A 20994-nucleotide genomic window follows, 5' to 3' on the forward strand; every position below is an offset into this window, starting at 1 on the left:
TTGTCGAGCCGGCTCCTTAGAGATCTTGGTCCGCCACGCCGCCCAGCCAAGCGGCGACCGGACCGATGGCCCTCCCGACGCATCCCGGCTCGAATGGGTTCTCGAGATTGGCCAGTCGCACCAACTCCAGGAAGGACTTGCTCCCGCCGGCCTTGCACAGCCGCAGATAATCCTGCCAGGCCGTAGCGCGGTCGTCCCGGGACTTGCTCCAGAATTGGAAGGCGCAGACTTGAGCCAGGGTGTAATCGATATAGTAGAACGGGTTGCCGAAGATGTGGCCCTGCCGGAACCAGAAACCGCCCCGGTTCAACAGGTCATTATCGGCATAATCGCGGTGCGGCAGGTACTTGCGCTCAATGGCCCGCCAGGCCTGTTTGCGCTCGGCCGGGGTCGCCGCCGGGTTTTCGTAGACCCAGTGCTGAAACTCGTCGACGCTCACGCCGTAGGGGATGAATAACAAAGCCCCGCTCAAATGGGCAAACTTGTATTTGGCCTCATCCTCCCGGAAAAAGAGCTTCATCCAAGGCCAGGTCAGAAACTCCATGCTCATGGAATGGATCTCGCACGCCTCCAGCGTCGGCCAGATATACTCCGGCACTTCATAATCCCGGCTCAGGTAGACCTGGAAGGCGTGGCCCGCTTCGTGGGTGAGGACATCCACGTCATCGGAGGTGCCGTTGAAATTGGAGAAGATGAACGGCGCGCGGTGGAGGTTGATATAGGTGCAGTAACCGCCGCCCGCCTTATTGGGACGGGTGACCAGATCCAGCAGCTCGTGCTCGACCATGAAGCGGAAAAAGCGGTCCGTCTCCGGCGAGAGCTCCCGGTACATGGTCCGGCCGTTGGCCAGGATCCAGGCGGCGTCCCCCTTGGGCACGGCGTTGCCGCTCAGAAACTCCAGGGGTTCGTCATAGTATTTCAGCGCATCCAGCTTCAAGCGTCCGGCCTGGCGCTGCCGCAAGCGGGTCGCCAACGGGACGACGGCCTCCAGCACCTGGCGGCGGTAACCCGCCACCAGCGCCGCGTCGTAATCGGACCGGCTGAGCCGGGCGTACCCCAATGCGACGAAATTCTGGAAACCCAACTTCCGGGCGATGCCATCCCTGACCTTGACCAAGCCGTCGTAGATCGCGTCGAATTCCGCCTCGTGTTCCAGGAAGAAGCCGGTGTAGGCTTCCTGGGCCTTTTTGCGGAGGGCCCGGTCCGGGGACTGCATGAAGGGGCTCATCTGGGAGAGGTTGCGGGTTTCCCCTTCGAATAAAATCTTGGCCGAGGCCCGCAGCTTGGTGTACTGGCTGGATAGCTTGTTCTCCTGCTGGAGGTCGGCCATGATCGCGGGCGCAAAGGTCTTCAGCTTCAGCTCGGCGAGGCGGAAAAGCTGACGGCCCCATTTTTCCTTCATGGCCGGACGGTAGGGTGAATCGACCAAAGCCCGGTAAAAGCGGTCGACCAGGCTTTCATAGACCGGGCCGCTCTCGTCGAAGAAATCGTTCTCCTGGTCGTAGTATTCATCGGCGGTATCCATCGAATGGCGGATATGCACCAGCGTGCTCATGGTCTCAAACTCGTTGCGCAAGGCAGTGATGGCCGACATCACTCGGTCCTGATCGCTGAAAGAAGCGGCCGCTTCGAAATGGCGGAGCAACTCCTGAAACTCCGCTTGAAAGCGGTCCATATCCGGGCGGCGGTACGGGTACTCTGAAAAAGTGGACATCTGATCTTCCTCCTGGCGGTATCCCTAGTCTTTTGCAAAACAGTTGGCATCATGCTTCTTCTATAAATATAGCAGAGCGGATGGAATAATTCTAAAAAAACTTGCGGCTAACGTTGACTTTTTGGAGATCCGCTCCCGGTTTCAGTCCGTTCCGGCCGCGCGCCGGTCTCAAACGGAGAGTATCGGATCCGGCAGGGGGATGGGGATGACTTCCACCGCGAATGGTTTGAAGATGGCGTCCCGGTATTTTTCGGACAGCGTCTCCAGGTAACGCTGGAGCCATCCTCCGATATAGGCGACGAGCAGCTGGCCCTCATCCGGCGTCGCGCCTTCCAAGATTGCCAAGGTGATCAAGGTTTCGACGACCAGCGGTTGATCCGTTTCCATGGCGTTTCAGCCTCCAGAGATGCATTTTGGGAGAAGATATGAAGGGGGCTGCCTCTAGGTAGAGGCAGCCCTGGTTGTCTAGCACTCGTGAGCGGAAATGATCAGAATCTGGAAGGGCAGTTTCTTTTCCAGGAAGAATGTTTGGTGATTGAGAGTCACGAATTTCTCGACATCAATGAAGCCAGTAATGGCGGTACCCGGTAATTTACCTACCCGGAACGCCTGATCCTCACTGATGATCTTGATGAGCGGCTCGTAAGTTTTGTTCACAGGAGCTTCATATCCGGCGCTATCCATTCAAATTCACTCCTCTCATATCTGGCCTTCAAGGGATATCCCTTTCACAAAATATGTGCCGGAAAATAAAAAAGTTCATGCTGGAATGCAATTCATTATAAATTCATAACGTTTGATGACATTTATATCCCGGCCGAAAAATTCTATGATTTTTGAAGCCGGGTGCCGGAAACGCCGAACTGCATAGAATTTCAGGAATTCTTCAAACTTATGTCTTTTCCGTACCTTTTGTGAAAAGCCGAAATCTCCCGGTTAAAATCCTATTTTTTTTAACGTTCCGCCGCCGCCTTTCCTAGAAGCGTTGTGATAAACCCTGTCTGAAGGACAGGGTGAACACAAAAGCACAGAGAAGCAAGGGATAAAGTCGGTTTTAACATTCTTTTGCAGGTCGGACCGAACTGAAAGAGACTTGATCCCATGGCTTCTAGAGGTTCATGACAAACGGCTTTCCTTCATCGAGTACCGAATGAAGCACCGGCATCCACTGGCTGATGGGGATCTTCTGGGGACACTTGGTCTCGCACGCGCCGCATTGAACGCAGCGGACGGCCCGGATGTCGTGCTCCATGATGCCGTGCACCTCGTGGGCGACCTTCCACCAGCCGTACTGGCCGCGGGAGGCTTCGGGCTTGGCGTAGGCGATGCCGTCGTTATAGTTGGCGAAGTTCGCCGGAATATCGACATTTTGTGGACAGGGCATACAATACTTACAGTTGGTGCAGGGAATGGCAGTGATCCCCTGGTAGCGGGCGCGCACTTCGTCGACGAGCGCCAGTTCCTCCGGACTCAGGGAATGGACTGCAGCGCGGTCGGCCAGGGCGACATTCTCTTTCACCTGGTCCATGGTGCTCATCCCACTGAGCACCACCGCCACTTCCGGGTGGCTCCAAATCCACTGCAGCGCCCATTCCACCGGAGTGCGACGCTGGGCGGCCCGGTCCCAGATCGCCTGGACCGATTGGGGCGGCGCGACCAGCTTCCCGCCGAGCAACGGCTCCATGATCACCACGGCCAGCCCTTTGGCGGCCGCGTATTGCAGCCCCTTCAGCCCGGCCTGGTTGGCCACGTCCATGTAATTGTACTGAATCTGGCAGAAGGTCCAGTCATAGTCGTCGACGATAGGCTGGAAGGCCTCGGGATCGTCATGGAATGAGAAGCCCAGATAGCGGATGCGGCCGTCGGCGATGGCCCGCTTAGCCCATTGGCGCACGCCCAAATCACGCAGCTTGGGCCAGGAATCCCTGTCCAGCGAGTGCAGCAGGTAAAAGTCGATGGTCTGGTCCTGGAGCCGTTGCAACTGCTCGTTCAGATACTTGTCGAAATCAGCGGCGCTCTGAATCATCCAGCTGGGCAACTTGGTGGCCAGCTTGACCCGCTCCCGGTAGCCGCCCCGCAGCGCGCGGCCGACGAAGGGTTCGCTGGCTCCGCCATGGTAAGGGTAGGCGGTATCCACGTAATTGACGCCGTGATCGATGGCATAGTGTAGCATGGCGGTAGCTTCAGTCTCGTCGATCTGCCCTTCCTTGACGGGGAGGCGCATCGCCCCGAAACCGAGGGCTGACACTTGAAAATCCAATTTTCCGAATGGCCGGTATTGCATCATGATCTACCTCCAATAATTTTCGGTTTTTAAGTCCGCGCCAAATCTGCCCGGGGCCCGTTCTTGGGCGAAGAGCCCAAATCTAGCACCCTTTCGCAATTCTACTTTAGCAATTCTGTGGTTCCCCGCCAGATCCAATTGCGAACCATTTTTAGGGAACCAATTTGCCTGGCGTGTTTCGGGCCATTCGACGGGTTGCGGACGTTGATCATGATTAGACATTTTCCATGGAATTCCTTGTTAAGTTTGTAATTGGAAGGAGATTGGGTATGATTTTTCCGGGGCGGCGTCCTGTAGGGGTTTGACCGGGGAAGAAAGCGCCGGATTCCAAAGCTGCTTTGGAAATTCCGGCACCATTGGCGGCAACCAGGGAGGGCCGTGCGGGCGCCGATCAGGCATTGAAAGCTGTTACTGTGCCGGAACTGGGTCCGGCATTCATTGGCTGGTTTAAAAATATGCCAATTGGCGGTTTTCGGGCGTTCGAATCCCTGCTATGATCGAATTGGATCGGGCCATTCGTCTCAAAATACAAGCCAATCGATGGAAGGGAATGCGATGTTGATTACGATTGACCGCCAGAGCGCGGTCCCGGTGTATCTGCAGATCAGCCGCCAGATCGCGGGGATGATTCTGTCCGGGGTGCTTCCGGCCGGATACCGGCTGCCGCCGGAGCGGAAGCTCGCCGCGCAACTAGGGATCAACCGCAGCACGGTTTTGAATGCGTACCATGAATTGAAGGCCGACGGCTATGTCGACTCCCGGGTGGGGGACGGCACGGTGGTGCTGGCGTCGGCGGCCGGGCCGCCCGCCGCGGCCGCGCCGTACCCTTTGGCCTGGCGGCACCTTTTCAGCCAGCAAGCGATCCGGTCTCAGGGACTGTCGCTCCGGGACCTGATGGCCCTGGCCAGCCGCGACGACGTGATCTCCTTCGCCGCCGGCGTCACCGCGCCCGAACTTTACCCGCTGGAACGCCTGGGCCGGCTCCAGGCGGAACTGATGCAAGAGTATGGGAGACGGCTTTTCTTGCATACGCCGAGTGAGGGCATATTCAGCTTGCGGGAGAGCATTGGCCGGCTGCTGGCCGGCCGCGGCATTCAGGCGGAGCCCGATGAGTTGCTGGTGCTCTCCGGCTCGCAACAGGGCCTGGATCTGATCGCCCGGGCCTTTCTGGACCCCGGCGACGTGGTCTTCGTCGAAGAGACTACCTTTTTTTACGCACTGCAGCTCTTCAAGGCCAGCGGCGCCCGGGTCATCGGCATGCCGATGGACGAGAACGGCCTCTCCGTCGATTGGCTGGAATCGGCCCTGACCAAGTTACGGCCCAAATTCATGTATACCCTGCCGACCTTTCAAAACCCGTCCGGATCGGTGCTGGACCTAAGCCGGCGGCGCAAACTGCTGGACCTGGCCTATCAGTACCAGATCCCCATCGTCGAGGACGATCCTTACGGAGAATTGCGTTATGAGGGGAACCCCCTGCCATCGCTGAAGGCATTGGACCATCAGGGGTATGTCATTTACCTCAGCACCTTCTCCAAGCTGCTCTTTCCCGGCTTGCGGGTCGGGTGGGCGGCGGCGCCGGCGCCGGTGATTCGACAGCTCAAGCAGATGAAGCAGCTAATGGACCTGCATGCCAGCAGCCTGCCCCAGTATCTCATCGACCGGCTGTTGCGCCAGGATTTCCTCCCCGGGCACCTGGATGGCGCGCGCCGTGAATACGCCCGAAGGCTTCAGGTGATGCATGAGGAGCTGAGTGAGCAGGCCGGAGCGGATCTCGTCTGGCGCAAGCCCCAAGGCGGGCTGTATCTATGGTGCCGCCTGGCCGAGGAGATCAATCCCGTCAAGCTCCAGGTGAAGGCCGCCGAGTATAAAGTGGCCTTTATTCCGGGGGAGGTTTTTTGCAGCGAACCGCCCTCCGCCGACTTTATCCGGCTGAATTTCACCTTTTGCCACCCGGAGCTGATCCGGGAGGGAGTCCGGCGGCTGGCGCGGGCTCTGCGTGAGAGCCGCGAGGCGGCAGCGCCGCAAGAACGCACCGGAACCGATATCCAGCCGCTGGTATAGCGGAAACCGGACCGGCTCTCGGATCGGGGATGATGAAATGAGGAGGATAGACGGATGGAACGGTTTCAATCATTCTGTCGCGGCTTTGGAAACTCCGTGCCGCTGGGGATCTCGGCCTTTTTGTACGGCCTCGCTTACGGCGTCTTGGCCTATCAGGCCCACTTGTCGGCGGGGGTGGCCCTGGCCATGTCGATGCTGATCTTCGCCGGGGCCTCGCAGCTGACGGCGGTCCAGATGATCGGCTCCGGCATCGACCCGCTGCCGATCGTCGTAACGGTATTCATCATCAATCTCCGCCACTACCTGATGGCGGCTTCCCTGGCGCCGTATCTGCGGGGGTATCCCCGCGCCGCGCGGATGCTGGGCGCCTTTTTCCTGACCGACGAGAGCTATGCGGCCACTTACTCCCATTTTCAAACGCAGCGGCCCACGATCCAGTATTTTTTGGGCAGCGGGATCTGCCTCTTCTGCTTCTGGTGCGCGGCGACGCTGGCCGGGTATTACGGCGGCAACTTCATCCCGGCCCGCTGGAGCTCCATTCTGGATTTCGCCTTTGTCGCCGCCTTCATTGGCATGCTGGTTCCGCTGGTCCGGAATGGGCCGGTGGTGTTGACGGTCGTGACGGCGGCGCTCGTCTCCGTGCTGGGCAGCATCTATCTGCCAGGAAAATGGTACATCGTGATCGCCGCCCTGATCGCTAGCGCCGTCGGATACCTGGCCGAACGGCGCGGCGTTAAGCCGGAGGCTTCCCGGCAAGCAGCGTGCTCGAACACAGACCGGACGGGAGCGGTGGATGAAGCCGGGTGGGGATGAAAGCAATTCATTTCAGGCAACTCATGATGGCAGCGCCGGGAACGGCGGAATGGGGGTGAGATGGTATGAACGAGCGGAAGATCATTTTTCAAGCGGCCCAGCCCAGGGACAGCGCGGCGATCTGGCGTTTGCTCCACGCCAATAGCCGGGGGTGGGACAAAGAACGGATTGAGGATAATTTGAGCCGGCTTTATCTGCTTTTTGCCGGGGATAAGCTGCTGGGGGTCCTATGCGGAGAGGGAGGCGCCGGGGAAACCCTGATTCATTGGATCGAGGTCCACCCGCTCTTTCCGGAGCGAGCCGTCGCCGAAATCATGATCCGCGAGTACCGGGAGATTTATTGGCGGACAGTTCCCCAAACCCTCCGCCGCCTGGAATGCAATCTGGGGACCGGTGGTCCGTGAGCGGAGCGGTCCGGAAAAACGGCGGCGGGGAATTCCGCCCCAAAAACGTCAGGAGTTGAGTCGAGTTGAATCAGGAGATCGTCATCATCATTGCCGGCGCCGCGCTGGCCACTTATGCCACCCGTTTCCCGCTGCTGGTCTTCGACGGCGCCAAAAAGCTGCCCCCGGGATTCGGCAAGTATTTGAGCTTCATCGCTCCGGCGGTGCTGACCGCCTTGATTGCTCCGGCCATCCTGGTGAAGCAGGGAACGGTCCAGTTCAACTGGGCCAATTCTTATCTGCCGGCCGCGTTTCTGAGTGCGGTGGCCGCTTATTATGGCAAAAACCCGCTCCTGGCAGTGGTGACCGGCGTGGCGTCGGTTGCGCTCCTGGTCTGCCTCGGCTAACTCCGGGCGCAACCGGGCGGCCGGACGGGACTACTTGCGGCCGGCGGCGGGCCGGGCGAAATCGAAGCGGATCAGCGCGGCGGCGAGGGAGATGATGTTAAAAACCTCGGTCATCATTCCGGGGATGGAGCCGGAGAGCAGATTATACGTGAACCAGCATGGCGGGGAGATCAGCATGATCAGCCGGATCCATTTGGGATCTTTCATCCAGAAGCTGATGGTCCCGGCGATCATCCCGGTCATCGGCAATAAGCTGTAATAGCCTTTCCAGGTCCAAACGGTGCTGGCGATATAGGCAGCGATGAAGAAATACAGCCAGAACCGGCCGCCGCTCCCTTTCTGGTCCTGCTGATAAAAGACGCCGTTGCGGACCGCGCCCAGCAGGTTCATGACCGAGCCGGTGAATGCCCCCAGCAGAAAGAAGTGGCAGAGGTAGGCGAGGGACGCCAGAATCTGATAGAAGAGAATGCCCTGTTTCTGTTTGTTTTGAAATGAAACGAACGCTAGAATGAGTCCCACAAAACCAATCCCTTGAATCATCCAGTCCTTCATCGGTTTCCTCCCTGAAGACCGCGCTTTGTCTTTGTAAAAGAGTTATAATAAACCCGGCTGAAAGCCGGAAGGATCATAACGATTGTTTGAAGCAAGTGATAAAGTCTTTAAAAACTTTTTCCGCTCGAATTGAATTTGAAAGAGACTTTACCTGGCTTCTAAAAACTGCTGCTGCAGCAGGCGCCGCACCGGCGTTGTTTTTTTGATCAGGCCCAGTTCCAGCATGAGCCGTTGCGATTCGTCCCAGGCTTTGGGGTCGGAACGGCCCAATCCGTGTTGCCGGGTATAATCATTTTCCCACAATTTCAAGGATTCGTACAGCACCTGTTTTTCGATGCGCTGCTGGTCCCGGCCTAATTCCGGGAGGTATTTCAGGCAGATGGCGAAGGTCTGGTCGGGTTCGTCCAGCGCATAGCGCATGCCTTTCTGCGTGGCTCGGACCATCTTGCGGAGCAGCTCCGGCGAACGTTTCAATTGGCCTTCCCCGGTGACCAGGCCGTGCCCGACCAGGTTGAGGTAATCCCAGGAAGCGATCACGTTCACCGCTTGACCGGCGGCGCGCAGCTTCACCGGCTCATTGTTGGCGAAACCGACCACGGCGTCGACTTTGCCCGCGGTCAGCGAGGGAATCTGGGTATATCCCACATCCACCAGCTGGACCTGGGACTCGGCCACGCCGGCTTTCTTCAGAATGGCCTTGATCGCCAGCAGGTTCGTCCCGTAGAGCGGCAGGCCGATCCGTTTGCCGATCAGGTCCCGGGGACTCTTGATCCCGGAGTCCGCCTTGGCGACGATGGCCGGCGGAAATTTGGCATAGAGCGTCAATAGATAGCTGACCGGGATCCCTTGGGCCCGGGCGGTGATCACCTGATCGCCGCCGGCGACCGCCAGATCCAATTGGCCGGCCGCCACCAGCTGCAAGGCGTCGATGTCCATCCGGTAATCGAACTTGACCTCCAGGCCCTCCTCCCGGAAATAGCCCCGTTCCTGCGCCACGTACCAGGGGGCAAACTGAACGTTGGGAATATAGGTCATGCCGATGGTCAGGGTCCGGGGGCGCGGCTTCGCCAGCCCCAGGGAAGCGGCTCCGAGGAGCACGGCCAAAAGCAGCATGCCGAGGGCCCATGGGGACGAAAGTTTCTTCATCATTTTCAACCTCCACCGTTTCGAGCTATAAGTTCAGCGCTGACGCTTCCAGGGCATCAGCCAGTATTCCAATCCGGCCAGCAGCAAGTAGAAACTGATTCCCAGCAGGGCCAGGATGATCAGGGCCACAAAGATCAGCGGCGTGTCGAACGAGCCGCGGGCGAAATTCACCAGATATCCCAGGCCCTTGCCGGCGCCGGAGAATTCGCCGACCACCGCGCCGATGACCGAGAGCGTCATCCCCAGCTTCAGACCGCCGAAGAGCACCGGCAGGGCGGAGGGGAACTCCAGCTTCCAGAAGATCTCCCGCGGCCCGGCCCCCATGATGGTGAGCAGTTCTTTGAGGCGGGGATCGACCTCGCGCAGTCCGATCACGCCATTGGTGAGAATGGGGAAGAAGGCCACCAGGGCGGCGATGAGCAGCTTCGAAGTGATGCCGAAGCCGAACCAGATCACCAGGAGCGGCGCCAGCGCGACGATGGGGACCGCCTGGATCCCCACGATGTACGGGGTAAGCAGCTGATCCAGCGCCGGATGGCGCGCCAGCAGGTAGCTGAGGGGCAGCGCGGTCAGCGCCGCCAAGCCGAAACCGCCCAAGGCCTCGCTGAAGGTCATCAGGAAATGGCCGGCCAGCCGGCCGCCGCGGATGAATTCGAGCAGGCGGCTCCAGACTTCGGCCGGCGCGGGCAGAATGAACGGTTCATAGAAACCGGCCAGGAATTGCCAGAAGAGCAGGAAGACCAGTCCTCCGGCGACGGCCGGCCAATAGCTGGAATGCCGCCGCGTCTCCGGCGGCGGGTTGCCGGGTTTATCGGCCATTGCCATGATAATCGCTCCAACCTTGTTCCAAGAGTTCTTGCACCGCTCCGACCAGACTGCCGAAGGCCGGGGTGCCCAAAAGCTTCAGCGTCCGCTGGGCCGGGAGATCAATGGCGACGCTGCCCAGGATGCGGCCGGGCTTTTCGCCCATGACCACCACCGCCTGGGAGAGGAAGACCGCTTCGAAAATATTGTGGGTCACCATCAAAACAGTGATGCCGGTCCGGCGCTGAATCCGCAGCAGCTCCAAATGGAGCTGGTTGCGGGAGATATCGTCCAGCGCGGCGAAGGGTTCGTCCAGCAGCAGCAGGCGCGCCTGGCCCACCAGCGCCCGGGCCAGGGCGACCCGCTGGCGCATGCCCCCGGAAAGCTGGTGCGGGTATTTGTCGGCCACGCCGGTGAGGTTGACCAGGTCCAACGCGGCATAGGCTTTTTGGTCCATGGCCGCCTCGTCGGCCCGGGGGCCGAGTTCCAGCGGCAGGCGGACATTGGCCAGGACATTCCGCCAGGGGAGCAACGAAGCCTCCTGCGGCACGAAGCTCAGCTGGGACCAGCCGGCGATCTGCCGCTCGCCGAAGACGGTGATGCTCCCGGAGGTGGGAGTCAGGACGCCGGCGATCAGCCGCAACAGGGTCGATTTGCCGCAGCCGCTGGGACCGACCAGGCTGATGAAATCGCCTTCCCGGACCGTCAGGTCGACGGCCGCCAATTCGGGGGGCTGGTCGCTCTGGTAAGCCAGGCTGACTTGGTTCACTTCAATAGCTGTTTGAGGCAGTGGAGTCAATTCTGTCATCACGCACCTGAAAAAATGAGATTATGGCCGGTCCGGCTTTGAGAGGTAACGAAGCCCTCGCAAAAATAAAAACGCCCGAAGCTCGCTTCAGGGCGTTTGGTTATCCAATTTGCCTTCTCTCATCCGGACTGTACCGTCGGTTCTGGAATCGCACCAGATCAGCCGTTAGGCTCGTGGACTCGGGGGTTAACCCACTACCACCGGTCGGGAATTGGACTCTGCCGCACCCTGCCCTGAAGGAGATATTCAATTTGGGTTGCGAATTCTACGAATTCATTGTACTCTCCGGGCGGGCGGTTGTAAAGGGGCGCGGCCGGTTTGTTACCTATTTTTGACGATCCGGGACCGCCCCTCACCCGAGTAGATCTTCAAAGTCGGGATCGCCGCGATAAGCTTCGAAGTCAGGGTCGGAGCGGGCGAGCTCCAGGTTGGCCGGGTTCAGCCGGATGGCCGCCTTCAGGTGTTCCAGCGACTTGGCCTTGTTGCCCTGGAGCGCCCAACAGCGGGCCAGGTGATAATGGGCTTCGTCCGAATCCGGATCGACCTCCAGCGCCTGGTAGTAGCTGTGCAAGGCTTTGTCGATCCGCCCCAGCTGCTGGTGGATGAGGCCCCGCAGGTTCCAGGCTTCCGCATCGTCCGGGTCCAGCTGGAGCGATTTCTCGATATAAAAGATTGCCTCCGCGGCGCGGTCCAGCCGGCACAGGACATAGCCCTTGTAGAACCAGGCCCGGGCGCTTTCGGTGCCGATCTCCAGGGCCCGGTCGCAGGCTGCCAGGGCCTCGGCGGCGCGGCCCAGTTCCGCCAGGAGGCAGCCCTTGAGCGCCCAGGCTTCCACCAGCCCCGGCTCGAGGTCGTGGGCCCTGGCGTAGGCGGCCACCGCTTCCTCTTTCAAACCCAGCCCGCCGAGGACCAAGGCTTTATAGAACCAGAATTGGCCGACTTCCGGCCCCAAGGCGATGGCGTTTTCGAAAGCGTTCAGCGCCGCCCGGAAATCCCGCAGCTCATAGTGGAGAATGCCCTTGAAGTACCAGGCCAGACTGTTGGCGGGATCGGCTCCGATGGCCCGGTCGATGGCGGCTAGGGCCTCGGCGGGCCGCTGCATGACGCGGAGCAGGTTGCTCTGGAAGAGCCAGCCCTTGCTGAAGCCGGGGTCATTCTCCAGGACTTGTGCGAAGGCCGCGCCGGCCTGGTCGAGGAGGCCCCGCTCCTGGAGGATGATGCCCAGATAAAAGCGGGCTTCCTGTGAATCCGGGTCGCAGCGGAGCGCCGCCTCCAGCGCCGCCAGGGCTTCGTCGTCGCATTCCAGTTCGTAGAGGGTCTTTCCTTTATAGAACCAGATCTCGCCATTGCGCGGGTCGAGCTCCGAGGCTTTGTCCAGCGCCGCGATGGCTTCGTCGTTCCGGTTCAGATCGGCCAGGAGCATTCCTTTGATATGCCAGGCCCGGCAGTGCGGATCGATCTCCACGGCCTGATTCAGCGCGACCAGCGCTTCCTCGAAACGTTCCAGCCCGATGAGGGCCAGAGCCTTCCAGAGCCAGGGTTCGGCCGCTCCCGGCTGCAACCGGAGCGCGCGGTCGAGGGCGGCCAACGCCTCGGCGCGCCGGCCGGTATGGAGCAGCGCCTTGCCCAGGCCGGTCCAGGCCTCGGCGGAGTCGGGAGTCAGTTGCACCGCGCGTTCCAGCGCCTTTTGGGCCGGCTCCGGTTGGTTCCGTTCCAAATGGAGCCGGCCCATGGTCTCCCAGACCAGCGGGGGCAGATCCGGCGCGGCCGCGGCCGCCCGGTCGAAGAGGGCCAGGGCTTCGTCCTCCCGCTGCAGTTCGGCCAGGATAAAACCTTTTAAACATAGGGCCTCGGGCGAATCCGGCTCCAGCTCCAGCGCCCGGTCGAAGGCGGTCAGCGCCGCGTCGGGTTGGCCCAACTGATCGAGGACGACTCCTTTTTGCTTCCAGAATTCCGCCTGGGGGTCGGCGGCCAGGGCCTGCTCGACGAGGGGCAGGGCCTCTTGGTAGCGCTCCAGCTTGAGGAGCAGACGGATCTGGGCCTGCCGGACGGAGGCGCTGGGCGCGATGGCCAGCGCCCGGTCGAAGGCCAGCAGCGCCTCGCCGTCCCGGCCCAGATCGGCCAGGATTTCGCCCCGGATCTGCCACGCGCCGGAGGCTCCGGGCTGGATCTCCAGCGCCCGCTCCACCGCGCGCAACGCCGCCGGGCCGTCGTTTAACGCCCGCAGGACTCCCGCCCGGGCCAGCCATAATCCGGTGGAGCCCGGCTCCGTCTCGACGACCCGGTCGAGGGCCAGAAGCGCCTCGTCGAAGCGGGCCAGATCGGCCAGGAGCAATCCTTTGAGAAAGAGCGCCTTGCCCCGCAGCGGATCGCCGGGCGGGACCCGGTCCAGCGCCGCCAGGGCCTCGCCGGGCCGTTTCAGCTTGCGGAGCATCCGCCCCTGATCCAGCCAGGCCTCGCTGTAGTCCGGCCGGCGGCTGGTGGCTTGCTCGCAGGCGGCCAGGGCGTCGGCGGTCCGCCCCAGCCGGTTGAGGAGCCTGGACCGGGCATGCCACAGCTCCGGCTGCCCGGGAGCGAGGGACAGCGACTGTTCATAGACGGCCAAAGCGTCTTGGTCCCGGCCCAGCAGCGCCAGGATGCGGCCCCGCTCCCGCAGGACTGCGCCCTCGGACGGAGCGAGCGCCGCCGCCCGGTCGTAGCTGGCGAGCGCTTCCGGGAGGCGCTCCATTTGGGCCAGCAGGCTGCCGTGGTCCGCCCAGACGAGGGCATCGGACCCGGACAGTTTTACGGCTTCCTCCAGTGCCGCCAGCGCCTCGGGGCGCCGCCCCAGCCGGGCCAGGCACATTCCCATGCCGTGCCAGGGTAGGCAGTGCGGTTTTTTGACCTGCTCCGCCTTGCGGCGGGCTTTTTCAAAATAAGCTAGAGCCCGCGCGGGTTGATTTCGATAGTAAAGGTCGAGGCCGCGGCCGAGGCATTCGGCCATGGTCAGCTCGGCGCCCAGCCATTCCAGCAGTTCGATGGTTTGACCGAGGCTGGCGTAATGCGCTTGCAGTTCCGGCGGGGCCGGTTCGCTGAGCCGGTCGGCGACTGCCGCCTGTAGTTCTGGGCCGGTGCGCTGCCGCAAGGCGCGGATCAGCGCCGCCAAGGGGCTCTCGATCAAGGCCGCCCGGCTGGCTGCCTGATCGGCCAGGACCGCGGCATTGCGGGCAACCCGGCCGATCCGCCGCAGCGCCCGGCGTCCGCTGCGGTAGAGGAGATAGGCGCAGCCAGCGCCGGCCCCGGCCAATAACGCCAGCGCGGCGGCGAAGAGCCCGAGCGTCCAGCGGGAGAGGTTCAGCGGCGGCAGCGGCCGTTGATACCAGGGCGGGCTTGGCGCGGCGGCTGACGCAGCGCCGGCCGGTGGCTGGCCCGCCGCAGCCAGCGCGGCCCCGCCGGATTGGGCCAGGCAACTCCGGGCCGATCCGCCGCCCCAAGCGGCGCAAAGCAAGAGGATGAGGGCAAAAATGCACCATTTTCGCATGAAATCGCACCAACCCGTCCGGAAATGTCTTATCGCATTTTGATAAAGCGTAAACGGCTTTGTTCGCGAAAAGCGCTGAGGCGTTCGCGCTTTTCACTCCAAACCCGTTAACACTTTGGCAAAATGCTGTATTACAATATATCGTTTTCCGGGCAGAACATGCCATCGGGGAACGGCGGCGGAATCAGCGAAGCCGGCGGGAGCTGGCGCAAAAGCGGTACCGCCCCCGGTCCCGGCTGCCGGAGAAAGAGCGGACGAGCCGGAATGAACGTGGTTACTCCCGGAAATTGGAATTCCAATCCGGCCCATTGAAAATTCCGGCCGTCGCAGCGAATTTGCAGTCCCGGAAATCGCCACGGCCGTCCCGACCGGCCCATTGAAAATTCCGGCCGTCGCAGCGAATTTGCAGTCCCGGAAATCGCCACGGCCGTCCCGAAAATGGCCTTGGCAGCCTTGTCAAACCAATTGGAAACCCTGGAAAATGAAGTAGCGGCCCTGCCGGTGGAGCTGGACCTTTTGGAAAATACCATTCCGGTCCCGCCGATCGCATTTCCGGAACCGGAAAGTAGAATAGCGGCGGTATTGATGGAAATTGCCACTGGAAAATGATAAATGGGCGTTTTTTTTATTGGCATTTTTCGAAAAGGCCGCGATAATTCCACATTTTAAAAAAGAGTTTCACGGTTCCGCCGGCAGCGGAGGGGTTTTGCCAGAAATGACGGGACTTTAAGGGGATTTTGGCGGTAGCTCCTGATGGATGGATTCCCCTGTGAATTTATGGTATGATAATTTTTGGAGGTTTTTACAAATGGTGTTCGGTGGATTCACTTTGAACCCGAGGTGGCGGAGGGCGCTCCTTGCCTTGCTCGCCTTGGTCTGCGGCGGCACCTATGTCCGGTGCTTCAGCCGCTCCCGGAATCAATTCCTTCCTGACCTAGGTTTGGACGCTGGCGGCGGCTACCCCGCTGATGCCTTCCATTTCCTGACCGAACGCGCGCCCGAATCCGACCATCCGCGGCCGATTAACACCCAAGCGGCGGCCGGCGCCGGGCATAGCGCCGGCATCCTGGACGCCATCCGCTCCGGCCTCGTCATCATCGACCCGGCGGGCAAAGTCACCGCCATCAACTGGGCCGGTTGCGCCGTTCTCGGGCTGGCGCGAGCGGCGGTCCTGGATCAGCCCGTGGCCGCGGCCTTCGCGGCGCAACCGGAGTTCCGAAACATTTTGGAGACGGCGCTGGCGGCGCGGCAAACTTATCAAGGATACGAACTGGCGGTGGCGGATGGCGGCCGGGAGCGCTGGCTGGCGATCCATGCCACGCCGCTGCGGGACCGGGACGGCCGGATGGCCGGATGGGCCGTCACCTTTGAGGATATCACCGAGGTCCGCGAACTCAGACAGCGGGTCGCCGCGGCGGAAAAACTGGCGGTCATGGGCGAGCTGGCCGCGGGAATCGCCCACGAGGTCCGCAATCCGCTGGGGGCGATCCGGACCAGCGCCCAATTTTTGCAGGACCGGACGGAGCCCGGGGATATCGCGTTCCGTTTCCCGCAACTCATCATCCGCGAAGTCGACCGGCTTGAGCACCTGGTCGGGCGGCTGTTGAAATTCGCCCGTCCGGCGGAGCGCGCTTTTCAATCCGCGGACCTCCACCGGCTGCTGGAAGAGTCGCTCGAACTGGCGGCCCTCAAAAACGGCATCGGCCAAATCCGCTTCGAAAAGATTTTCTGCCCGGAAGCCCCGCGGCTGTTCGCCGACGCCGAGCGCTTGCAGCAGGCTTTCCTGAATATCTTGCTCAATGCGATCGATGCCATGGACGGCGCGGGACGAATCACGATTCAAACCGCTTATCAGCCGGAACGGCGGCAATTGCGCATCGAGTTCAGCGATTCGGGCGCAGGAATCCCGCCGCAGCGGCTGTCCAGGATCTTCGATCCTTTCTTTACCACCCGTCCCCAAGGCACCGGTTTGGGTTTGGCGATTGTGCGCCAGATCATTGCCGAGCATCAAGGCGCCATCGAAGTCCAAAGCGAGTTGGGGCTGGGCACCACCTTTGTGATTACCTTGCCGGTGGCCATTTCCGAGGCGCCGGCGCGGCCCCGGTCCGCCGAACAGTCCTCCTGACCTTCCGGGAGCCACGGGCGCGCTGCCCCCGGCGGGGAGTTCAAGCTCGATATGTCGCAAGGCGTATTTGAACACCATGATCTTAAGTGCGACCTATTTTCCCTGAAAAAACACCCCTCTCCCGTCTTGCGGGCGAAGGGTGTTTTTATGCGTCTGGCGCTCGGGCTTGAACCGGTTTTCTGCCGAACCGGTCTGGATTCCGGGGGGACACCTGCTAATTGAAACCGTTGCCGCAGAGGCAGCAGAAGATGATGAGCAGCAGGATAATCCATATCAAATTGGCGTCAAAGATTCCGTTTTTATAGCCGCCCATGACTGCACTTCCTTTCGTGGGATAATTGTCGCAACCGGTTTTGCGGGCCATGGTTGCGATTTCCTTATAAAATCGTAAGAATTATCCGAAAATTCAATCTGCGATCCGAGGATCGCAAAACCGGTAGGGGATGACCGGCTACTAGGCTACTATTAGCTTATGATCCGGATGGGATAAGAGTCATGGGACTTCCGTATCTTTTGGGGAGAACGGGCGAAAAGACCGGGGCGGGCTTTCGGCATGAACGGCCGATCCGGGACATATACTTGGAAATGGACTCCCTGAACTGCCATGCCGTACGGGATCGGAGTGAGCCGCGATGGAACCGGGCCAGTGGAACCAGCTACTTTTCAACCTGTTGAGCGGCGGATTGGGCGCTTTGTTGCTGTTTTTGCTCCAATCCCGCCAGGCCTATCTCCGGGTTAAGCAAGTCACGGCCAATCTGGTGAGTGTCCTGAAAACCGACCTCCGGACGAACTTGGCGTTTTTGGAAGCGGGCCGCGATCCGGAGCTGCCGTCCATGACTGCGGTGTGGCGCGATCTAACCGCGTTGGCGGTCGAATTGTTGCCGTCCGAACTCACCTTCGAATTAGCTGTGGCCTATCAAGCGGTCAGTCTGTCCATGGACCATGAATCGGGGCTTTCCGCCTCCGCGACAGCAGCCGGCGCGGTCAAGAGCGCCTTGGGCAAACTGGAGGATTATGAAAAAAGCTTGCAGCTTCCACTGCTTTTGGCCGGAGGTTTGCTCCATGCCTCCAAATCCAGGAAAAGTCCCTGAATTTGTGGGCTCGCCGGATGCCCGGGACGCCAGGATTGGGCCCGTCCGGTGCGGCCCGGAACCAATGGATAGGACTATATGACTAGGACTGTTTTGCCGGACCGGGACCTTGGGCCTATCTTGCCCCGGACTAAAGGTTCAAAATGAGCAAAACCGCTTGCGCATTGAATTTACAATGCTATAATAAGTATTGAGTTCACCTCCTTATAATTAATAACCCCCCCTTCCGCGCCGGCTATATGCCGGTCTTTTTTTGTAATCTTCACCGTAGCCTCGGTTCATCCCGGCACCAACTCGCGGAAGGAACAAAACGGGTTCGACAGGGCGTTTTTTGAAAACTGCGAGATAAATTCCCTTTCAGATTTAGAAGCGGTGAGGAGTGAAGCTGTGGAGGAGCACCGGGGAATATTCAACGATGAACGAATGAAGCGGGAATTCCGCGCCGCAACCTGGACGGAACTTGAAACGATGGTGGAAGCGCTGCTGGGCCTGGTTGTCGATCCTTTTGACCGGAAAGCTGTCGCGGACCTGCTTCGAATCATCCGCAACCTGGAGCAACTGGCCGTCCCGCTGCGGCTGGATGGATTGGTTGCGGTTTACCGGGGCGTGGCGAGGCTGCTGGAAATCTTGGCTGAAACGGAGCCACCGTTCGACTGCTATTATATCGATCTGCTACTGAAGTTTTGCGACGATATCCACCAGTATGTGGCGGAAGAGAGCTGGCTGGAGCGGTCGCTCATCCGGCGCTGGCAGAAATTGCGCGCCTGAATACCTCCGCTCCAAGACTCGCGGACGGGCATTGACCCGGGCCCCGGCTGGCATGGGGGGCGTGTGCGACCCCGGAATTTCAGAAGGCACAGACCGGCAAAAATTTAAAAATTGCTGCAATTTAGTTGTTAAGATTCACCGAGTTTCGCCGATAAAATTAGTAATTAAGGTGCCTTGGCGCGCCTGAGGACTTAATATTGGCTCGTGTCGGCCAAAATAGGGCTCAAAACTAAATAGGGAGTCCACTTAATATCATAAGGATGTGAACGTTTATGAAAGCATTAATTGTTGACGACGCTGCCTTTATGAGGGCGGTCATGAAACGGATCCTGACTGGAATGGGTTCTTTTGAGGAATTGGCCGAGGCCGGCAACGGCGCCGAGGCCATCAAGACCTATACCGCGATCAAGCCGGATCTAGTGACCATGGATGTCACCATGCCCGAAATGGATGGCATCACGGCCTTGAAAAAAATTTTGGAGGTCGATCCCCAGGCGAAGATCATCGTTTGCAGCGCCATGGGCCAGAAGGATATCGTATTGGAAGCGATCAAGGCCGGCGCCAAGCATTTCATCGTGAAACCGATCGATGAGGAGAAAGTGGTGACCACGGTCAGCGCCATTCTTCACGCCTAAACCGCCAAATGACTGCAAAGACAGGACATGACGAAAACTATTGCTCCGCCGATGAGACAGCTCATGCGGCGGATTTTTATTTTCCGGGTAAGGGATCCCATGATCCTTGCAAGGCCGGCTTTTCAATAATCCCAAACGACGCCGGGGCAGGGTCAAGCGGGGTTCTTCGGCTTGGAAAAGGCGCGGACGATAAGATAGATGATGAACCCCAGGGGAAAAAAGAGCAACGCCACGGCCGTCCATACCCAGGCCGTCATGCCGCGGCTTTTGGCATCCCGGTAGGTCCACCAGACGGCCCAAGCCGCCAGGCCGATGCTGATCAGGGACCATAACCCGTTGAATATTCTCCCGTCCAAAAACATCTTTCATCGCTCCTTGCAGGGTATTATGCGCAGCTCGGCGAGAATTATCTGCCGAAAATGCAGCTGGAAGGTTATGGATGTTGCCGAGTTGCAACATTACAAGTATGCGGCGGTCTCCAATCAAAACTTCGTCAAGCGGGGTCCGGCCACGGTCTTCGAGTCCGAGGACGCCGCCTATGAGGCGATCGTCGAGAATAAAGTCCAGCCCAACGACATCATCATCATCCGCAATGAAGGGCCGCGCGGTTCGGGGATGCCGGAGATGTTCATGACCACCGAGGCCTTGGCTTCGGTGCCCGAGCTGAGCGCCTCGGTCACCCTAATCACCGACGGCCGCTACTCCGGAGCGACCCGGGGCATCTGCATCGGCCATGTCGCCCCCGAGGCGGCGCTGGGCGGGCCGATCGCCCTGATCCGGACCGGGGATCTGCTACTCGTCGATATTCCGGGCCGCCGCCTCGATGTGGTCGGCTTCGCCGGCAAGGAATGCGGGCCGGAAGAGATGGCCCGAGAGCTTGAAAAACGGCGCAGCCAGTGGACGCCGCCGGCGGCCGCCCGGAAGCACGGCGTGCTGCGCCGCTATTTCGAACGGGCCGCCCCGGTGAGCAAGGGCGCGTATATGGAATGATCCGAACAATCCGAACCCGGATAATGAAAAAGCAAGCCCGCCGGGGGCTTGCTTTTTTTTGGCCGATAGTAACGTTAGAGAAAGAGCAGGAGGCTGACGGCCATGACCATCATGCCGGCGATCAATCCGTAAATCGCCAGGTGCGCCTCGCCGTACTCCCGGGCGGTCGGCAGCAGTTCGTCCAGGGAGATGAAGACCATGATCCCGGCCACCGCCGCGAAGAGGACTCCGAAGACGATGCCGTTGAAGAAAGAGGCCAGGATCAGATAACCCACCAACGCCCCGAGCGGCTCGGCCAGGCCCGACAGGAACGAGAGCCGGAAGGCCTTGGCCCGGTCGCCGGTAGCGAAGAAGATCGGCACCGAGACCGCGATGCCTTCGGGAATATTGTGGATGGCGATGGCCACGGCGATCATCACGCCCAGCGACGGATCTTTCAGGGCCGAGGTGAAGGTGGCCAGACCTTCGGGGAAATTATGGATGGCGATGGCCAGCGCCGTGAAGGAGCCCATCCGCAGCAGTTTCTGCTCCGGCGGCGCCGCGCCCCTTTCGGCCAGCTCTTCCACGTGCCGGAGCTCGTGGGGGTTCTCGGCGGAGGGGATCAGCTTGTCGATGATGGCGATCAAAAAGATCCCGGCAAAGAAGGCGGCCGCCGTCCACCAGGCCCCGGCGGTCTTGCCCAGTTCCGCCGTTAGCGCCTCGCGCGCTTTGACAAAGATCTCGATCATCGAGACATAGATCATCACGCCGGCCGAGAATCCCAGCGCCACCGAGAGAAAACGGGTATTGGTCCGTTTGGTGAAAAAAGCCATAAAACTGCCGATTCCGGTCGCCAGCCCGGCAAAGACGGTCAAGCCGAACGCCAGCGCCACGTTGGATGCGTCAAACAT

At 60.4% G+C, this 20994-nt stretch carries 21 protein-coding genes and 1 riboswitch; of the genes, 9 read left to right on the plus strand and 12 right to left on the minus strand.

What is annotated here, in order from left to right; translation table 11 throughout:
- Window positions 1-16: 16 nt before the first annotated feature.
- The 4 genes from EDC14_RS12575 to EDC14_RS12590 form a co-directional block, all read right to left on the minus strand.
- Window positions 17-1714 (minus strand): M3 family oligoendopeptidase, encoded by a 1698-nt coding sequence (locus tag EDC14_RS12575; protein WP_132014648.1) that lies wholly within the window; start codon window positions 1712-1714, stop codon window positions 17-19.
- A gap of 168 nt (window positions 1715-1882) precedes the next feature.
- Complete coding sequence (locus EDC14_RS12580; protein WP_132014649.1) at window positions 1883-2101, minus strand: hypothetical protein; 219 nt, start codon at window positions 2099-2101, stop codon at window positions 1883-1885.
- Window positions 2102-2179: 78 nt separating this feature from the next.
- On the minus strand, window positions 2180-2398 hold the full coding sequence (locus EDC14_RS12585) for a hypothetical protein (RefSeq protein WP_132014650.1): 219 nt from the start codon (window positions 2396-2398) through the stop codon (window positions 2180-2182).
- Window positions 2399-2822: 424 nt separating this feature from the next.
- Window positions 2823-3998, minus strand: coding sequence for an aldo/keto reductase (locus EDC14_RS12590; RefSeq protein ID WP_132014696.1), 1176 nt, complete (start codon window positions 3996-3998; stop codon window positions 2823-2825).
- Window positions 3999-4553: 555 nt separating this feature from the next.
- On the opposite strand from EDC14_RS12590, the gene pdxR reads away from it, so the two are divergent.
- The 4 genes from pdxR (at window position 4554) to EDC14_RS12610 (ending at window position 7665) form a co-directional block, all read left to right on the plus strand.
- Entirely contained in the window at window positions 4554-6062 is a 1509-nt protein-coding gene (pdxR, locus tag EDC14_RS12595; RefSeq protein ID WP_132014651.1) for a MocR-like pyridoxine biosynthesis transcription factor PdxR, read from the plus strand.
- Between the two features lie 54 nt (window positions 6063-6116).
- Window positions 6117-6875: an AzlC family ABC transporter permease gene (locus tag EDC14_RS12600; protein WP_132014652.1), complete on the plus strand. Its 759-nt coding sequence runs from the start codon at window positions 6117-6119 to the stop codon at window positions 6873-6875.
- 65 nt (window positions 6876-6940) lie between these two features.
- The gene (locus tag EDC14_RS12605; RefSeq protein WP_132014653.1) at window positions 6941-7279 is read left to right on the plus strand and encodes a hypothetical protein; all 339 of its coding nucleotides are present in this window, start codon (window positions 6941-6943) and stop codon (window positions 7277-7279) included.
- A 65-nt stretch (window positions 7280-7344) separates the two neighbouring features.
- Window positions 7345-7665 (plus strand): AzlD domain-containing protein, encoded by a 321-nt coding sequence (locus tag EDC14_RS12610; RefSeq protein WP_132014654.1) that lies wholly within the window; start codon window positions 7345-7347, stop codon window positions 7663-7665.
- A gap of 30 nt (window positions 7666-7695) precedes the next feature.
- Here the strand turns inward: EDC14_RS12610 and EDC14_RS12615 are convergent, their stop codons facing one another.
- The 5 genes from EDC14_RS12615 to EDC14_RS27565 form a co-directional block, all read right to left on the minus strand.
- Entirely contained in the window at window positions 7696-8217 is a 522-nt protein-coding gene (locus EDC14_RS12615) for a YgjV family protein (RefSeq protein WP_132014655.1), read from the minus strand.
- 147 nt (window positions 8218-8364) lie between these two features.
- On the minus strand, window positions 8365-9363 hold the full coding sequence (locus EDC14_RS12620) for an ABC transporter substrate-binding protein (protein WP_207930744.1): 999 nt from the start codon (window positions 9361-9363) through the stop codon (window positions 8365-8367).
- A 33-nt stretch (window positions 9364-9396) separates the two neighbouring features.
- A complete protein-coding gene (locus tag EDC14_RS12625) occupies window positions 9397-10188 on the minus strand; it encodes an ABC transporter permease (RefSeq protein ID WP_132014657.1) in 792 nt (263 codons plus the stop codon).
- Entirely contained in the window at window positions 10172-10975 is an 804-nt protein-coding gene (locus EDC14_RS12630) for an ABC transporter ATP-binding protein (protein WP_132014658.1), read from the minus strand. Before EDC14_RS12630 ends, EDC14_RS12625 begins: the two co-directional genes overlap by 17 nt.
- 107 nt (window positions 10976-11082) lie before the next feature.
- Window positions 11083-11220: riboswitch (FMN riboswitch) on the minus strand.
- A gap of 107 nt (window positions 11221-11327) precedes the next feature.
- Complete coding sequence (locus EDC14_RS27565; protein WP_132014659.1) at window positions 11328-14495, minus strand: tetratricopeptide repeat protein; 3168 nt, start codon at window positions 14493-14495, stop codon at window positions 11328-11330.
- Window positions 14496-15303: 808 nt separating this feature from the next.
- Between EDC14_RS27565 and EDC14_RS12640 the strand changes: the two genes are divergently transcribed.
- Window positions 15304-16620, plus strand: coding sequence for a two-component system sensor histidine kinase NtrB (locus EDC14_RS12640; protein ID WP_165907991.1), 1317 nt, complete (start codon window positions 15304-15306; stop codon window positions 16618-16620).
- Window positions 16621-16834: 214 nt separating this feature from the next.
- Here EDC14_RS12640 and EDC14_RS26800 read toward each other — a convergent pair whose 3' ends face one another.
- Entirely contained in the window at window positions 16835-16984 is a 150-nt protein-coding gene (locus EDC14_RS26800; protein WP_165907992.1) for a hypothetical protein, read from the minus strand.
- Between the two features lie 268 nt (window positions 16985-17252).
- On the opposite strand from EDC14_RS26800, the gene EDC14_RS12645 reads away from it, so the two are divergent.
- The 3 genes from EDC14_RS12645 (at window position 17253) to EDC14_RS12655 (ending at window position 19114) form a co-directional block, all read left to right on the plus strand.
- Window positions 17253-17711, plus strand: a complete 459-nt coding sequence (locus tag EDC14_RS12645; RefSeq protein WP_132014661.1) for a hypothetical protein — start codon at window positions 17253-17255, stop codon at window positions 17709-17711.
- Between the two features lie 387 nt (window positions 17712-18098).
- Window positions 18099-18479, plus strand: coding sequence for a hypothetical protein (locus tag EDC14_RS12650; protein WP_132014662.1), 381 nt, complete (start codon window positions 18099-18101; stop codon window positions 18477-18479).
- Window positions 18480-18751: 272 nt separating this feature from the next.
- A complete protein-coding gene (locus EDC14_RS12655; protein ID WP_132014663.1) occupies window positions 18752-19114 on the plus strand; it encodes a response regulator in 363 nt (120 codons plus the stop codon).
- A gap of 152 nt (window positions 19115-19266) precedes the next feature.
- Here EDC14_RS12655 and EDC14_RS12660 read toward each other — a convergent pair whose 3' ends face one another.
- Complete coding sequence (locus EDC14_RS12660) at window positions 19267-19476, minus strand: PLDc N-terminal domain-containing protein (RefSeq protein WP_132014664.1); 210 nt, start codon at window positions 19474-19476, stop codon at window positions 19267-19269.
- Between the two features lie 88 nt (window positions 19477-19564).
- On the opposite strand from EDC14_RS12660, the gene EDC14_RS12665 reads away from it, so the two are divergent.
- Entirely contained in the window at window positions 19565-20104 is a 540-nt protein-coding gene (locus tag EDC14_RS12665) for an IlvD/Edd family dehydratase (RefSeq protein WP_165907993.1), read from the plus strand.
- Window positions 20105-20178: 74 nt separating this feature from the next.
- On the opposite strand, the gene zupT is transcribed toward EDC14_RS12665, so the two are convergent.
- The gene (zupT, locus tag EDC14_RS12670) at window positions 20179-20994 is read right to left on the minus strand and encodes a zinc transporter ZupT (protein ID WP_132014666.1); all 816 of its coding nucleotides are present in this window, start codon (window positions 20992-20994) and stop codon (window positions 20179-20181) included.

This window comes from Hydrogenispora ethanolica (assembly GCF_004340685.1).
Lineage (GTDB): Bacteria > Bacillota > UBA4882 > UBA8346 > UBA8346 > Hydrogenispora > Hydrogenispora ethanolica.

What these genes read in the sequence shown, in the direction of transcription:
- EDC14_RS12575 (WP_132014648.1), bottom strand. Translation starts at nt 1,714, where the DNA reads ATGTCCACTTTTTCAGAGTACCCGTACCGCCGCCCGGATATGGACCGC.
- EDC14_RS12580 (WP_132014649.1), bottom strand. Translation starts at nt 2,101, where the DNA reads ATGGAAACGGATCAACCGCTGGTCGTCGAAACCTTGATCACCTTGGCA.
- EDC14_RS12585 (WP_132014650.1), bottom strand. Translation starts at nt 2,398, where the DNA reads ATGGATAGCGCCGGATATGAAGCTCCTGTGAACAAAACTTACGAGCCG.
- EDC14_RS12590 (WP_132014696.1), bottom strand. Translation starts at nt 3,998, where the DNA reads ATGCAATACCGGCCATTCGGAAAATTGGATTTTCAAGTGTCAGCCCTC.
- pdxR (WP_132014651.1), top strand. Translation starts at nt 4,554, where the DNA reads ATGTTGATTACGATTGACCGCCAGAGCGCGGTCCCGGTGTATCTGCAG.
- EDC14_RS12600 (WP_132014652.1), top strand. Translation starts at nt 6,117, where the DNA reads ATGGAACGGTTTCAATCATTCTGTCGCGGCTTTGGAAACTCCGTGCCG.
- EDC14_RS12605 (WP_132014653.1), top strand. Translation starts at nt 6,941, where the DNA reads ATGAACGAGCGGAAGATCATTTTTCAAGCGGCCCAGCCCAGGGACAGC.
- EDC14_RS12615 (WP_132014655.1), bottom strand. Translation starts at nt 8,217, where the DNA reads ATGAAGGACTGGATGATTCAAGGGATTGGTTTTGTGGGACTCATTCTA.
- EDC14_RS12620 (WP_207930744.1), bottom strand. Translation starts at nt 9,363, where the DNA reads ATGAAGAAACTTTCGTCCCCATGGGCCCTCGGCATGCTGCTTTTGGCC.
- EDC14_RS12625 (WP_132014657.1), bottom strand. Translation starts at nt 10,188, where the DNA reads ATGGCAATGGCCGATAAACCCGGCAACCCGCCGCCGGAGACGCGGCGG.
- EDC14_RS12630 (WP_132014658.1), bottom strand. Translation starts at nt 10,975, where the DNA reads ATGACAGAATTGACTCCACTGCCTCAAACAGCTATTGAAGTGAACCAA.
- EDC14_RS27565 (WP_132014659.1), bottom strand. Translation starts at nt 14,495, where the DNA reads ATGCGAAAATGGTGCATTTTTGCCCTCATCCTCTTGCTTTGCGCCGCT.
- EDC14_RS12640 (WP_165907991.1), top strand. Translation starts at nt 15,304, where the DNA reads ATGGTGTTCGGTGGATTCACTTTGAACCCGAGGTGGCGGAGGGCGCTC.
- EDC14_RS26800 (WP_165907992.1), bottom strand. Translation starts at nt 16,984, where the DNA reads ATGGCCCGCAAAACCGGTTGCGACAATTATCCCACGAAAGGAAGTGCA.
- EDC14_RS12645 (WP_132014661.1), top strand. Translation starts at nt 17,253, where the DNA reads ATGGAACCGGGCCAGTGGAACCAGCTACTTTTCAACCTGTTGAGCGGC.
- EDC14_RS12655 (WP_132014663.1), top strand. Translation starts at nt 18,752, where the DNA reads ATGAAAGCATTAATTGTTGACGACGCTGCCTTTATGAGGGCGGTCATG.
- EDC14_RS12660 (WP_132014664.1), bottom strand. Translation starts at nt 19,476, where the DNA reads ATGTTTTTGGACGGGAGAATATTCAACGGGTTATGGTCCCTGATCAGC.
- zupT (WP_132014666.1), bottom strand. Translation starts at nt 20,994, where the DNA reads ATGTTTGACGCATCCAACGTGGCGCTGGCGTTCGGCTTGACCGTCTTT.